The 14,362-nt window shown below is 71.8% G+C and carries 12 protein-coding genes; 6 read left to right on the top strand and 6 right to left on the bottom strand.

The genetic code is table 11. From position 1 onward, the window contains the following. Window position 1: 1 nt before the first annotated feature. The 4 genes from IEY14_RS23625 to IEY14_RS23610 all read right to left on the bottom strand — a co-directional run bounded on the left by IEY14_RS23625 (window position 2) and on the right by IEY14_RS23610 (window position 4,697). Window positions 2-970: an ABC transporter permease gene (locus IEY14_RS23625; RefSeq protein ID WP_244639655.1), complete on the bottom strand. Its 969-nt coding sequence runs from the start codon at window positions 968-970 to the stop codon at window positions 2-4. Next, window positions 967-1,911, bottom strand: coding sequence for an ABC transporter permease (locus tag IEY14_RS23620; protein WP_188912961.1), 945 nt, complete (start codon window positions 1,909-1,911; stop codon window positions 967-969). The genes IEY14_RS23625 and IEY14_RS23620 overlap by 4 nt, the downstream gene beginning before the upstream one ends. Further along, entirely contained in the window at window positions 1,908-3,425 is a 1,518-nt protein-coding gene (locus IEY14_RS23615) for a sugar ABC transporter ATP-binding protein (protein ID WP_188912960.1), read from the bottom strand. The genes IEY14_RS23620 and IEY14_RS23615 overlap by 4 nt, the downstream gene beginning before the upstream one ends. A gap of 261 nt (window positions 3,426-3,686) precedes the next feature. Then, a complete protein-coding gene (locus tag IEY14_RS23610; RefSeq protein WP_244639656.1) occupies window positions 3,687-4,697 on the bottom strand; it encodes an ABC transporter substrate-binding protein in 1,011 nt (336 codons plus the stop codon). A gap of 224 nt (window positions 4,698-4,921) precedes the next feature. Between IEY14_RS23610 and IEY14_RS23605 the strand changes: the two genes are divergently transcribed. Together IEY14_RS23605 and IEY14_RS23600 are read left to right on the top strand one after the other, a co-directional pair. Further along, window positions 4,922-6,226, top strand: a complete 1,305-nt coding sequence (locus IEY14_RS23605; protein ID WP_188912957.1) for a GAF domain-containing sensor histidine kinase — start codon at window positions 4,922-4,924, stop codon at window positions 6,224-6,226. Continuing rightward, window positions 6,223-6,936: a response regulator transcription factor gene (locus IEY14_RS23600; protein ID WP_188912955.1), complete on the top strand. Its 714-nt coding sequence runs from the start codon at window positions 6,223-6,225 to the stop codon at window positions 6,934-6,936. The genes IEY14_RS23605 and IEY14_RS23600 overlap by 4 nt, the downstream gene beginning before the upstream one ends. Window positions 6,937-6,941: 5 nt before the next feature. Here the strand turns inward: IEY14_RS23600 and IEY14_RS23595 are convergent, their stop codons facing one another. Beyond that, a complete protein-coding gene (locus IEY14_RS23595) occupies window positions 6,942-7,571 on the bottom strand; it encodes a LysE/ArgO family amino acid transporter (protein ID WP_188912953.1) in 630 nt (209 codons plus the stop codon). Between the two features lie 75 nt (window positions 7,572-7,646). On the opposite strand from IEY14_RS23595, the gene IEY14_RS23590 reads away from it, so the two are divergent. Further along, complete coding sequence (locus tag IEY14_RS23590) at window positions 7,647-8,537, top strand: LysR family transcriptional regulator ArgP (RefSeq protein WP_188912951.1); 891 nt, start codon at window positions 7,647-7,649, stop codon at window positions 8,535-8,537. A gap of 149 nt (window positions 8,538-8,686) precedes the next feature. On the opposite strand, the gene IEY14_RS23585 is transcribed toward IEY14_RS23590, so the two are convergent. Next, window positions 8,687-12,019 (bottom strand): DEAD/DEAH box helicase, encoded by a 3,333-nt coding sequence (locus IEY14_RS23585; protein ID WP_188912949.1) that lies wholly within the window; start codon window positions 12,017-12,019, stop codon window positions 8,687-8,689. Window positions 12,020-12,159: 140 nt separating this feature from the next. Here IEY14_RS23585 and IEY14_RS23580 point away from each other — a divergent pair, with 140 nt between their 5' ends. The 3 genes from IEY14_RS23580 to IEY14_RS23570 form a co-directional block, all read left to right on the top strand. After that, window positions 12,160-12,699: a metallophosphoesterase family protein gene (locus tag IEY14_RS23580; protein WP_188912947.1), complete on the top strand. Its 540-nt coding sequence runs from the start codon at window positions 12,160-12,162 to the stop codon at window positions 12,697-12,699. Window positions 12,700-12,765: 66 nt separating this feature from the next. Continuing rightward, a complete protein-coding gene (locus IEY14_RS23575; protein WP_188912944.1) occupies window positions 12,766-13,695 on the top strand; it encodes an SH3 domain-containing protein in 930 nt (309 codons plus the stop codon). Window positions 13,696-14,182: 487 nt separating this feature from the next. Beyond that, window positions 14,183-14,362, top strand: a 180-nt coding sequence (locus tag IEY14_RS23570; RefSeq protein ID WP_280515057.1) for a serine dehydratase beta chain, incomplete at its 3' end; no start/stop codon positions are given.

The raw sequence follows: 14,362 nt of genomic DNA, 5'->3' as shown, positions 1-14,362 counted from the left end.
CTCAGGCGCGGCCGGATTTCGGGCCACCGGCGATAGTGATGATGGCGATGATGATAAGGCCAGTGAGCAGGAGGCGTAAGCCGGCGCCGACGCCGAAGGTGTTGAGCATGGTGACGAGGAGATAGAGGAAGAGCGAGGCGCCCCAGAGCCCCGCGACATTCGACTGGCCGCCCGAGACCGAGGAGCCGCCGACCACCACGACCGCGATCGAGGCGAGGAGATATTCCTCGCCCATGTTCAGCGACGAGCCGCCCGAGAAGCCGGCGAGGACGGCGCCGCACAGGCCGGCCAGCGCGGCGGAGAGGACATAGGTCAGAAAGCGCACCCGGTCGACGCGGATGCCGGCGAGCCCGGCGGCGCGGCTGTTCTGGCCGATGGCCGAGACGGAGCGGCCATAGACCGTGCGATGCAGGAGGACGGCCATGACGAGGCAGAGGGCGAGCGTCGCGATGGCGAGATAGGGAATGCCCGCGACGCGCCCGGTGGTGAAGGCGGCGAAGCCCTCCGGCGGGCGCACGCGCAGGCCCCGTCCATAGGCGATCGCCACCGACTGGACGAGGAAGCTCGCCGAAAGCGTGGCGATGATCGGCGGGATGGAGAGAAGGCGGATCAGCGCGTAGTTGAAGCAGCCGACGGCGATGCCGGTGCCGAGCGCGGCGGCGAGGCCGAGCGGCACCAGCGCGTCCCGCCCGTCCATCACCACCATGGCGATCGTGCCGGCGAGCGCGATCGTCGCCGGGATCGACAGGTCGACATTGCCCGGCCCCGTCGTCACGACGAACATCTGGCCGAGGCCGACGATCACATACATCGTGGCGAAGGTCAGCGCCGTCGTCAGGATCTGGCCGGCGCCGGTGCCGCCGGTGAAGGCGACGGTGGCGGCGAAGATCGCCAGCGCCCCGGCGAAGGAGAAGGCCCAGGGCATCCGGCCCATGCCGCCGAGGCGCGGCTTGCGGACGGCCGCGCTCATGCCGCCTTCCTTTCGGTCTGGTTGACGAGGGCCCGCAGCGCCAGGACGACGATGAGGATCGCGCCCTGCGCGCCGATCTGCCAGTCGGGCGAAATGCGCAGGAAGGAGAGAAGCGAGCCGGCGAGCGTCAGCGTCAGGGCGCCGAGGACGGCGCCGACCGGCGAAACGCGCCCGCCGGTGAACTCGCCGCCGCCGAGAATGACGCCGGCGATCGAAAGCAGCGTGTAGCGCAGCGCGATATTGGCGTCGGCCGAGGTGGTGAGCCCGACGAGGACAAGGCCCGACAGCGTGCCGAACAGGCCGCAGAGCCCGTACATCGCCATCTTGGCCTTGAGCAGCGACCAGCCGGCGCGGCGCACCGCCTGCGGGCTGCCGCCGGCGCCGCGCAAAACGGTGCCGACCGAGGAGCGCATCAGGAAGAGATGCGTGACGAGCGCGAGGACGGCGCTGGCGAGAATGGCGAAGGGCACGAGCGGCGTCTTCAGCTTGACGAGGGCGGAGAGCCAGGCCGGGGCGCTGCCGCCGGGCGAGGGCAGGAGCAGCACCGCCGCGCCGAGCCAGACGAAGCTCATACCGAGCGTCACGACGATGGAGGGCAGGTTGCGCCAGTGGATCAGGGCGCCGAGCCCGGCATAGACCGCGATGCAGCCGAGAAGGGCGAGGATGCCGAGAAGCGGCGAGACCGGCAGGATCGTCGCGCCGATACAGGCGACGAGGCTGACGAAGGCGCCGATCGAGAGATCGAGATCGTTGACGGTGATGACGCAGAGCTGCGCGATCGTCGCGAGCGCGATCGGCAGCGCCAGGTTCAGCATTAGGTTGAGCCCGAGATAGCTCATCGCCCGCGGCTGGACGATGAAGATCACCGCGAGGATCAGGACCAGCGAGACCGGCGGCAGCGCGGCGCGCAGGAAGCGCGGATTGGCGAGAAGGCCGTTCATGCCGCTTCGTCCTCGAAGGAGGACTGGAGGATGCGCCGTTCCGAGAGTTCGTGGCGCGGCAGGTCGGCGACGATGCGCCCGGCGCGGAAGACGTAGATGTGATCGCAGCTCTTCAATTCGTCGAATTCCGTCGTGTACCAGACGAAGGTCCGTCCCTTCGCCGCCTCGGCCCGCACCAGGGCGTAGACTTCCTGCTTGGTGCCGATGTCGACGCCGCGCATCGGGTCGTCCATCAGGATGATGTCGGCATCGGAGGCGAGCGCTCTGGCGAAGAGCGCCTTCTGCTGGTTGCCGCCCGAGAGGGTCAGGATGTTGTTGTCCATGTCCGGCGTGCGGATGGCGATGCGGCGCTGCCAGTCCTCCTCCAGCCGGCGCGAGCGCGCCGGATCGATGAGGCCGAAGCGCTGGAGGGCGCCGAGCGAGCGGATCGTGACGTTCTCGCCGATCGACCAGAGCGGAAAGACGCCGTCCGTCTGGCGGTCGCCGGCGACGAAGGCGACGCGGCCGTCGAGCCGCGCATAGCGCGAGCGGCGATAGGCGGCGTTGTGGAGAAGGACGAGGAGCCCGGTCTGGCCGTGGCCGGCGAGCCCGGCGAGCCCGACGATCTCGCCGCGCCGCGCCTCCAGCCGGATCGCGCCGCCCTTCGGCGTCGCGGCAGAGGCGACGACGGGCGCGGCCGAGCGCTCGGCCGCGGCGGCTTCGCCGTCCTCGCCGGTCTCGTGCGCCGCGACATGGCCCATCGCCTCGACCAGCGAATGGCGGTCGAAACGGGCGGCGGGCCGCAGATCCACCACGCGCCCGTCGCTCATCACCGCGATGCGGTCGCAGGTCGAGAGGATCTCGCCGAGAATATGCGAGATGAGGATGATCGAGCCGCCGGCGCCGACGAAGCGGCGCACGAAGGCGAGAAGCTGGGCGGCGACGCTGGCATCGAGCGAGGAGGTCGGCTCGTCGAGGATGACGAGGCGCGGCGCCTCGCCCGTCGCGGCGAAGGTGCTGGCGATCTCGACCATCTGGCGCTGGCCGAGGGCGAGATCCGACACGAGCTCAGTCGGGCGGATGCCGTGGCCGGGAAAGATCTCGTCGAGCTTGGCCGTGATCAGCGCGCCGGCGCGGGCGCGCCAGCCGAACCCCTTCAGGGCCGGCTGGCGGATGCGCGTGTTCTCGACCACCGAGAGGTTGGGGCAGAGCGAGAGTTCCTGGAAGACGCAGGCGACGCCGCCGGCCCGCGCCCGCGCGACGCCGTAGCGGGCGGTGAGATCCTCGCCGCCGATCGCCAGACCCCCCTCGTCCGGCAGGACATTGCCGGCCAGAACCTGCATCAGGGTCGACTTGCCGGCGCCGTTATGCCCGGCAAGGCCGAGACATTCGCCCGCCCGGATGTCGAGATCGACCCCGCGCAACGCCCGCACCGCCCCGAAGCTCTTGGCGATGCCGGTGAGGCGGATGAGGGGTGCGGCGGGGGAGGGAGTCTTTTCCGCTCCGGACTGCTTTTCCCCTGCGGACTGGGACATGTGGGACTCGGCCTATCGAAGCGGATCGGGTTGGGATTACGAGAAGAGACGCCCGTCGCTCCGCCGGACGGAAGGGCGCCATTCCTCTCCCCGGCGGGGAGAGGGTGGACCGCGAAGCGGGCCGGGTGAGGGGTCGGCGAAGCCGAGCGCCGTCAGCATTGGACGGCGCCGGAGCGCCGCCCCTCATCGGCCTGCCGGCCACTTCTCCCCGCAGGGGAGAAGAAGGCGGCGGAGCCGTCGCCCGGAAGGGGTAGGCCCCTCTTACTTCTTCGCCGCCGCGATCACCTTCTTGGCGTCGTCGAGCGAATATTCGACATTGGCGACGCCGCCGGCCTGCGTGTTCTCCAGCGCCTTTTCGAGGCCCGCCTGGTCGATCGACAGGAAGGGCACGACGAGGTCCTTCGGCACGTCCTGGCCGTCGAGGATCTGCTGGGCCACCCAGAAGGCGAGGGTGGAGACGCCCGGGGCGATGGAGACCGACATGGTCTCGTAGCCGGAAGCGTCCTTCTGTGCCTTCCACCAGCGCAGCTCGTCGTCGCGATTGCCGAGGATGATGGTCGGGGTCGGGCGCCCGGCCGCCTTGAAGGCTTCCGCCGCGCCGAAGCCGTCGCCGCCCTGCGTCACGACGCCGACGACCTGCGGCAGGCTCGGCAGCACGCCCGCGACCGACTTCTGGGCGACGGTCTGCGTCCAGTCGCCCTGCACGGCGCTGACCACCTTGAACTTCGAATTGGCGGAAACGCCGGCGGCGATGCCGTCATGGATCTCGGTATCGACCGAAGTGCCGGCGAGGCCCCGGATCTCCAGGAGATTGCCGCCGTCCGGATAGCGCTTGGCGAGATAGTCGAGCTGGCCGGCGCCCATCTTCTTGAAGTCGACCGCGACGCGCCAGGCGCAGGGCTCGGTGACCACGCCGTCGAAGGAGACGACGACGATGCCGGCGTCGCAGGCTTCCTTCACCGCGCCGTTCAGCGCCGTCGGCGAGGCCGAGTTGATGACGATGGCGCTATAGCCCTGCAGGATCATGTTCTGGATCTGCGCGGCCTGCTCGGTCGCCTGGTTCTCGGCGGTGGTGAAGGCGTCGGCGCTCTTCACGACGCCGTCCGAGACGGCCTTGCCCGTGATCTTCTTCCAGCTGTCCAGCATCGCCTGGCGCCAGGAATTGCCGGCATAGTTGTTGGACAGGGCGATGGTCTTGTCCGCCGTCTCGGCGAAGGCCGCGCCGGAAAGCCCGCCGACGAGCGTCGCGGCGGACAGAGTGAGTGCGAGAATCGTCTTCAAGGCTTCCTCCCCAGGATGCCGACCTCCCAGTCGGCGGCCGCGGCGCGATGGCCCGGCATGGCATCGGCGGCGAGAGTGCGGCAGGGCGCGGCGGCGGAGAAGCCCGGAACCCGCATGTCTTTTGCGGGAACCCGCAACCGTGCTGCCGGATCGCGCCGGCCGGGCGTCGCCTTTCCCCTGGTGCGGCGGCGCCGAACGTGATGCACTTCAATGCGATGACGCAAGCGGTTCAGCCCCTCGCTTCCGCCGAAGGCGGCGCGCTCCGGCCGAGGCTCGGCCCGGAGGCCGTGTTCCGGCGCCTGCTCCACGTGTCGAAGGCGCTGGCCGGCCAGCTCGACTTCCAGACCGCCATCCAGGCCGTGTCGGACGAGTTGCAGGACGTGCTGCCGCACGACCATCTCGACGTCTGCATCCTGCGCCGCGACATGCATGTCGCCTACGAGGCGGGCGCTCATACCGACTGGAGCCTCAACGAACGGCCGCATCCGGTGGAGGGCAGCCCGATCCGCGCCGTGCTTCTCGGCGAGACGCCCTTCATGATGACGGGCGACGCGATGGTCGATCCGCGCTTCCACTTCGCCGGGGCCTTCGCCCATCCGATCCTCGACGCGGCGCTGCGCAGCCGCATCCACGTGCCGCTCCTGGTGCGCGGCGAGATCATCGGCGCCTTCTCCTGTTCCAGCCGGGCGCGCGATCTCTACGACGAGGCGGACATTCCCTTCGCCCGGCATGTCGCCGACATGCTCGCCCCCTATTTCTTCGCGCTGCGCGCCACGGAGGACGCCCGCCGGCTCGCCATCGAGGAGGCGGAGGGGAGGGCGCGCGAGGAGGCCTTCCGCGAAGGGGCGCTGCGCCTCACCGAGGAGCTGGAGCGCGAGCGCCAGCGCATCGGCATGGATCTCCACGACCTGACGCTCGCCGACCTGACGCGCCTCCTGCGCCATGTCGAGCGGCTGCGCGGCGAGGCGGCGCTCGCGCCGGACATGCTGGAGCCGATCGCCGGCGGGCTCGGGCGCTGCATCCGCGAGCTGCGGGAGATCATCGACGACGCCCGGCCGAACATCCTCCAGCTCTTCGGCCTCGCCGAAGGCATCGAGGACTTTCTCGGCCGGGCGCTCGGCGGCGGCGCGACGACCATCGCCTGGCGCTTCCTCGACCGGAGCGAGGGCTGCGTCGAGGACCTGGCCGAGCCCCTGCGCGTCGCGCTCTTCCGCATCGTGCAGGAGGCGGTGAACAATGCCGCCCACCATGCCGAGCCCTCGCTGATCGAGGTGGAGCTGCGCCGCGAGCGGCGGGGCGGGGCGGATTTCATGCTGATCGAGATCCGCGACGACGGCATCGGCTTCGCCTCGCTCCAGAGCCGCAAGCGGGTGGGCGGCATCCGCAACATGCAGACGCGCGCCCGCCTCGTCGGCGCGCAGTTCCAGATCCAGCGGCGCACGGACGGGCGCGGCACGGCGGTCGCGCTCTTCCTGGAGCTGCCGCCGCCGGTTCCGGCCGGGGAGGGAAGCGGCGCATGAAGGTGCTGATCGTCGAGGACGATGCCGTCCACCGCGCCTTCCTGCGCGAGGTGCTGGTCGGCACCCTGCCGGATTGCGAGCTGATCGAGGCCGAGAACGGGCTCGTCGGCGAGCGTCTCGCCCGCGAGCACGGCTCGATGAACGTCGTCGTCGATCTCCAGATGCCGCAGCGCACCGGCGTCGACATGGCGCGCACCCTCTGGCGCGAGCGCCCGGCGACCTCGATCATGTTCTGGTCGAACTATGCGGACGAGGCCTATGTGCGCGGCGTCTCGCGCATCGTGCCGGCGGGGGCCGCCTATGGCTACGTGCTGAAATCGGCCTCCGAGGAGCGGCTGGGCCTCGCCTTGCGCAGCGTCTTCCTCGAAGGCCAATGCGTCATCGATCGCGAGATCCGCTCGGTGCAGCAGAAATCGGCCGATCGCTCCGGCAGCTTCACCGATGTCGAATACGAGATCCTCACCGATCTCGCCCTCGGCCTCACCGACCGCCTGATCGCCGAGCGGCGCGGCATCTCGCTGCGCAGCGTGCAGAACCGCCTCCAGCAGATCTACGAGAAGCTCGGCGTCTACGACACCGACGGCGGCTCGGAGGCCTTCAACCTGCGCATGCGGGCGGTGACGCTGGCGCTCCTCCGCCGCCTCCTCAATCGCGGCAGCCTCGAACAGGCCGAGGCCGCCCTCCAGGACTGGCTGAAGCGCCCGCGCTGAGCTTGTCAGACAGAGGGCCGGGCGACGCTGGCGAGAAGCGAGGCCGCAAGCGCCAGCATGGTGAGGCCGACGAGGATGTCCAGCACCCGCCAGGCGCCGGGGCGCAGGAACAGCGGCCGGAGGAGCCGGGCGCCATAGCCGATCGCGGCGAACCAGGCGAAGCTGGCCGAAGCGGCGCCGAGGACGAAGAGCGGGCGGAGCGCCGGCGCCTGGGCCGAGCCGGCCGCGCCCATCAGAAGCACCGTGTCGAGATAGACATGCGGGTTGAGGAAGGTGAAGCCGGCGGTGGCGGCGAGCGCCCGGCCGAGCGTCAGACCGCCCGCCTGTTCCAGGGCCACGGCGCCGGGCGCCGCCGCGCGGCGCAGCGCGACAAACCCGTGCCAGCCGAGAAAGCCGGCGCCGCCCAGCGCGAGGAGGCGCGTCAGCTGCGGCGCGGCGGCAAGGAAGGCGCCGATGCCGGCGACGCCCGCTGCGATCAGAAGCGCGTCCACCGTGCCGCAGAAGAGCACGATCGGCCCGACATGCTCCCGCCGCAGCCCCTGGCGCAGCACGAAGAGGTTCTGCGCGCCGATCGCCATGATCAGCGCGGCCGAAAGGGCGAAACCCGACAGGAAAGCGAAAACGGGACCGGTCATGGCCGCGTCTCCTGCCCGTCGGGCGCCCAGAAGTAAAACTTGGTTTTCTACGCCCGATGAAGCAGAACTTCATCCATGCTGGACTATGCCGCTCTCGCCGCGCTCGGTGCCGTCATCCGCGAGGGCAGTTTCGAGCGGGCGGCCGGGGCGCTCGGCATCACGCCCTCGGCCGTTTCGCAGCGCGTGCGCGGGCTGGAGGAGCGGCTCGGCGCCATTCTCGTCATTCGCGGCCAGCCCTGCCGGCCGACCGAGCTCGGCCGCGCGCTTCTCGCCCATCTCGACCGGGTGCGGCTCCTGGAGGCCGAGATCGCTCCGGCCCTCGGCAGCACGGGCGCCGGGACGCCCGCCGTCCTGAAGGTGGCGGTGAATGCCGACAGCCTCGCCACTTGGTTTCCGGCGGCGGCGGCGGCCTTCGGGCGGGACGCGGGCGTCCTTCTCGACCTGACGCTGGACGACGAGGCGCATACGGCCGACCGTCTGCGCTCCGGCGAGGTGATCGGTGCCGTCACCGCCGATCCCGCGCCGGTGCCGGGCTGCCGCACGAGCCCGCTCGGCAATCTCTCCTATGCCGCCTGCGCCAGCCCCGACTTCCTGGCGCGGCATTTCGCGGGCGGCGTGACGGCGGCGGCGCTGGCGCGGGCGCCCGTTCTCGGCTTCGACCGCCGCGACCGGCTCCAGGCGCGCTGGGCGCGCGAGGCGCATGGCGTCGAGCTGGACGCGCCGACGCATTGGGTGCCCTCGACCCACGGCTTTCTCGATCTGGCGCTCGCCGGTCTCGCCTGGGGTCTCCAGCCCCTGGCGCTCGCCGGAGCGCCGCTGGCCGAGGGACGGCTGGTCGAGCTGCCGCCGAAGCGACGAGTGGCGGTGAAGCTTCACTGGACCGTCGCGCGCCTGCCCGTCACCGCGCTGCGCCGGCTGACGGACGCCGTCCGCGCCGCCGCGCGGACGAGCCTGGAAGAGGATTGAGGTGCCGACGCCTTGGTCGACAGGTGTCCACTTATCCGCTTCGTCATCCCGGCCTCGAGTCGGCTCCATCCCTCGATGGTTCCGCCGGGGAGACGGTTGAAGGAGAATGGCCGTCTTCGCCGCGACGGACTTGGCGTCGTCCTTCGACGTTAAGGCCGGAAGGACGGCGCCGAGCGGCGGCGAGCGGGCGCGGGGCCGGGGCCGTCCTCGATCAACGCCAGCAGCGCCTCGACATGAGCGAAGCGCTCCTCCGTCGTCTTCGACGGGCGCTCCTGCACGAGCCGGTTCTTCGCAAAGCGCCAGCCGCCCTTCGCACCGTCCTTCAGCCGGCGGCGCAGCGGTGCGGCGACATCCGGCGTGAGGCGGGCCGCGACGCCCTTCGAGCCGGCATCGAGGCGGCGGATGCCGAGCTCGCGGCAGCGCAGGCGCAGTTCCGCCAGCCGGAAGCCGCGCGCCAGCGGTTTCGGCACCGGGCCGAAGCGATCGCGGATCTCCGCCTCCAGCGCCGCCAGCGAGGCGGCGTCCTCGATCCGCTCCAGAAGGACGGCGATCTCGATGCGCAGATCCGCCTCCGGCACGTAGTCCGGCGGAATGGCGCCCGGCGCGCCGAGGTTGAGATCGGGCCGCCAGTCCTCCGGCACGTCCTCGCCCCTCGCGACGGCAAGGGCCCGTTCCAGCATGCGCCGGTAGAGCGACAGGCCGATGAGCTGGAGATGCCCGGCCTGATCCTCGCCGAGAAGGTCGCCCGTGCCGCGCAGGTCGAGGTCGCGCGCGGCGATGGCGAGGCCCGAGCCGAGATCGCGATGCTCGCAGAGCGTCGCGAGGCGCTTCTCGCCGCCCGGCGTCGGCTCCGCCTCGGGATCGGTGGTGAGAAGGGCGAGGCCCCGCCGCGCGCCGCGCCCGACCCGGCCGCGCAGCTGGTGCAGCTGGGCGAGGCCGAAGCGGTCGGCCCGCCAGATCACCATCGTATTGGCGTTCGGCACGTCGAGGCCGCTTTCGACGATGCTGGTGGCGAGCAGCACGTCGCCCGTGCCGCCGGCGAAGGCGAGCATCGCCTCGTCCAGCTCCTCGCCCTTCATCCGGCCGTGAAGCGTGACGAGGGCGAGTTCGGGCGCCAGCGCGGCGAGCCGGGCGCCCATCGGCTCCAGGTCCTCGATGCGCGGGCAGACGACGAAGCTCTGGCCGCCGCGCGCCTTTTCCGCGCGCAGCGCCTCGCCCACCGTCGCTTCGTCGAAGGGGCCGGCCAGCGTGCGGATCGGCCGGCGCCGGCCGGGCGGCGTGCCGAGAAGGCTCACCTCGTTGAGGCCGACGAAGGCGGCCTGGAGGGTCTGCGGGATCGGCGTCGCCGTCATGGTCAGCGTGTGGAGGCCGTTGCCCAGCCGGCGCAACGCCTCCTTCTGCGCCGCGCCGAAGCGCTGCTCCTCGTCGATCACCACGAGACCGAGGTCGCGAAAGGCGACTTCGTCGGACAGGAGCGCGTGCGAGCCGACGACGACCCGCGCCGTGCCTTTCGCGAGCGCGCCGCGCGCCGCCTCGGCCTCCGCCTCCTCCACCAGCCGCGACAGGCGCACGACCTCGATGCCCTGGCGCTCGAACCGCGCCTTGAAGGCCAGGAAATGCTGCTGGGCGAGGATCGTCGTCGGCGCGACCACGGCGACCTGCCGGCCGGCGAAGACGGCGGCGGCGGCGGCGCGCAGCGCCACTTCCGTCTTGCCGAAGCCGACATCGCCGCAGAGCAGGCGGTCCATCGGGCGGCCCGAGGCGAGATCGGCGAGGACGGCGCCCGTCGCGCCCGCCTGGTCGGGCGTCAGCTCGTAGGGGAAGCGAGCGCAGAAACGCTCGAACTCGGCCCGGTCGGGCACGAGCTTCGGCGCCCTGGCCTTGGCCTTTTCGGACAGGCGCTGGATCATCCGCTCGGCGGTGGCCGAAATCGCCTGGACGACGCCGGCCCGGCGCTTCTCCCAGCCCGCGCCCTTCAGACGGTCGAGCTTCACTTCGGCATCGCCGCCGCCATAGCGCCAGAGCGCGCCGATATCGGCGAGCGGCACCAGCAACGTCGCGCCGTCGGCATAGCGCAGCTTCAGGGCCTCCAGCACCTTCTGCCCGTCCGAGACCTGTTCCAGCCCGTCGAGAATGCCGACGCCATGGTCGAGATGGACGACGGCGTCGCCGATGCGGAAGACCTCGTCGCGGGCGGCAAGCCCCGGCCGCTCGTCGCGGGCGCCGAGCCGCGCGCGCTGGCCGACGAGATCGGCGAGGGCGACGACCGCGATGCGCTCCGCCGGCCAGCGGAAGCCCTGCCGGAGCGGCATGGGCAGGACGAGGCACGCGCCCCCCTTCGCCGCGCGGATCTCGCGCCAGCCGTCGATGCCTCGCGCCTCGGCGCCGGCTGCGCGGGCGGCCCGGCGGGCGACGCGCATCAGATCCCCGTCGTCCGGGCCGGCGATGACGATGCGATGGTGCTTCTTCAAGAGCGGGGCGGCGAAGGCCGCGAAGGCCGAAAAGGGGTCCTTGTCCTCGGCGAAGCGCGGCAGCTCGGCCGAGGTCTCGCCCTCGCCCACCATGCCGGCCAGCGCGCCGCCGACCAGCGCCGACCATTCCTTCGCGCCGAGATAGTCCTGTTCGGCCGCCCGGGCCTCCGCGCCGCCGCCCTCCCGAGCCTCCGCGATCGCCCGGAAGAGCTCGGCCGTCGCCGCCTCGGCCTCCTCCTCCAAGAGGATCTCGGCCTCGGGCACGTAGTCGAGGAAGGTGTCGAGCCGGCCGTAATGGGCGGCGAGCGAGCGGCCGAGCCCGGCATCGCCCGACCCCGCCGCGACGGGAAGGAATTCGGTCGCCGGATCGACGATCAGATGCGCCGTTTCGGCGACCGAGCGCTGCGACAGGGGATCGTAGGAGCGGATGGCGGCGATCCGCCCGCCCTCGTGCTCGATCCGGCAGGGGCGCGGCGCGGCGGCCGGGAAGATCTCCAGCACCTTGCCGCGCGCCGTCCATTCGCCGGGCTCTTCGACGCGCTCGTCCTGCCGATAGCCGATGCGGGCGAGCCGTTCCTCCACCGCCGCCGGATCGATCGTCTCGCCTGGCCGGAATTCGAGATGCATGTCCTTAAAGATGCCGCGCGGCGGCACGCGGCGGATGAGGGCGGCGGCGCTGGTGACGACCGCCGCCGGCCGCTTGTCCGCGTCGCGGAGCCAGCGCAGCACCGACATGCGCCCGCCCATCGCCTCGGCCGAGGGCGGGATGCCGTCGCCGGGCAGGCCGTCGAGCGGCGCGAATTCGGCGACGCGCTCCGGCCCGGCCATGAGGCGCAGGAGATCGGCGAGGTCGCGCCGGCGGCGCGAGGTCTTCGCCACATAGACGAGGACGGGACCGTCGCGGTCGGCGATCCGCCGCTCCAGGAGCGCCGCCACCGCGCCGATCGGCACGAGGGGCGACAGGCGCTCGGCTTCGGCGCGGGCATTCTCGATCGTGACGGTCTGCAACATCGGGTCCGGGCGCTTCGCTATGGACGATGGGAATGCGCCTCGCCCCGGATCGATCCGCCTCGCCGCGAGAGGGGCGTTGTTTTCCCACAGCTTTTCGGACGCCGCCTATCGCTCGGCGAAGCGCGCCCTAGCTGCCCCCCATGATCTTCTTCACCGCCGACACGCATTTCGCCGATCCGCGCGTGCTGCGCCTCGACCGGCGGCCCTTTCCCGATCTCGCCGCGCATGACGAAGCGCTGATCGCCGCTTGGAACGAGGTCGTCGGGGCAAAGGACGAGGTCTACCATCTCGGCGATTTCGCGCGGGGGTCCGCCGAGGCGAAGGCGGCGCTGCTCGCCCGCCTCGCCGGCACCAAGCATCTGATCGCCGGCAACAACGACGACGCGGCGACATGCGGCCTTTCCGGCTGGGCGAGCGTCGCGACCTATGCCGAGCGCGAGGTGGAAGGGCGGCGCCTCGTCCTCTGCCACTATGCCTTCCGCACCTGGAACGGCATGGGCAAGGGGGCGATCGACCTGCACGGCCATTCCCATGGCCGGCTGACGCCGCTGCCGCGCCAGTTCGATATCGGCGTCGACGCCTTTCCGTTCCGGCCGGTGACGATGGCCGAGATCCTCGCCGCGCCGCGCCGGGCCCTTCGCCGCCGAAACGTAAATCCGCCGCGATCTGCGGATTTTTGAGCCCGCGCCGCGACCGAAGCGGGGGCGCGGCGTTGTAGCCGAGGGACGATCGAGGGAACCGCATCGATGAAGCCGCATGGGCCCGGCCGCAAGGCGCCCGCCATCGCGACGCGCTCGCGCCTGAGAACGGCCGGCACGGCGCTCTTGAAGGCCTCCGGCTGGATCATCGCCGTGCCGCTCGTCTGCGTCGCCGTGATCGCGGCCGGCGCCGTGCCGCTCTACCTGCTTCTGCCGGATGCGCCGGCACCGGCACAGGCGGCGTCCGCGACGCTCGCGACCGAAGACGAAAAGCCCGCCGTTGCTCCCGCCGCCCCGATCCACGAGGCCGCGCTGGCCTCCAAGCCCGCGCCGCTCGCCGCGCCGCTGACGCCGGCCGTCGCCAGGCCGCTGCCATCGCCGCCGAAGGAGACGAACGAGGCCGGGCCGCCCGACGAGGCGGTGGAGGACATGGCGGAAGACGCGCCCGCGGCCGCCGAACCCGCCCATCTCGGCATCGTGCCGACGCCGCGCCCGGAGATCGCGACCGCGCCGGAGACCGCGCCCGGGACGGTGCCGGCCGACGAGCCGGCGCGGGACGTCGCCGCCCTGACCGGCGCCGGCGCCCGCGACCGGGTCGGCCGCGCGGTGACGCTGCGCGCCGGCCCGCATGGCCGCCAGATCGGCGTGCTTCCCCAGGGCACCGAGGTGGAGGTGCTGCGCTGCGACGGCTGGTGCGAGGTGCGCAGCGCCGAGGGCGACGGCTGGATCCATTCCTCCTTCCTGGCCGGCGGCAGCCGCATGGCCGACCGCGCGCCGGAGCGCATGGTGGAGCGCCCGCGCCGCGACGGGGCGGAGAGCCGCCGCATGGCGCGCGAGGAGGCCCGGCGCGCCCGCCAGGACTGGCGCCGGGGCGACCCGGACTGGATGCTGCCGGACGACGACCCGATGGCCTATGCCGACGATCCGCGCGGGTCCTATGACGACGCGCCGGAGCCCTATCCCTACCGCTATCGCTGACGGCGGGCATCGCTTCGCGCCGGCGCCATGACCCGCCAACCTGGCCACTTCGTCATCCCGGCCTTGAGCCGGGATCGATTCCAAGCCGGTCACGGCAGGCCGAGAGCCGTTCGGATGGCTCTTCGTCTCCGATCTCATCCATGCGATTCCGCCGAGGCATGGATCCCGGCTCAAGGCCGGGATGACGAAACTGAAACGGACTCGGCAGAGATCGATGCCGAGGCGCAAGGCCGCTCCATCGGCGCCTCGGATCGCCGCGCGATAGCGACGCTTCCGGCGACACGCGTGGGCTTCAGCCGGGTGCCAGCACTGCTCGACAAGCTCGCGCCGACCGACGCCGCATCCCGCTTCGCGACGCATCTTCGGGGTCTTCCCGACGCAATCGGCCGCGAGATCGCCTTCGAAACCTGCTTATCCTCGGCCGGCGGCCGGCTCGTCGGCCGAGCGGATTTCGCGCCGGGGCGGCGCGGGAAGGCAGGACGATCGCATGTTTCTCTCCGTCTTCGACCTTTACAAGATCGGCATCGGCCCATCGAGTTCGCACACGATGGGGCCGATGACGGCGGCGGCGCGGTTTCTCGCCGAGCTCGGAAGCGGCAGCTGGCCCCGGCCGCACGACGCCACGGTCGCCCGGCTGCGCGTCACGCTGCACGGCTCGCTCGCCTTC

The sequence above is a fragment of the Aureimonas endophytica genome, assembly GCF_014642635.1.
Taxonomy (GTDB): Bacteria; Pseudomonadota; Alphaproteobacteria; order Rhizobiales; family Rhizobiaceae; genus Plantimonas; species Plantimonas endophytica.
This window is presented reverse-complemented; position numbering and strand designations above follow the sequence as displayed.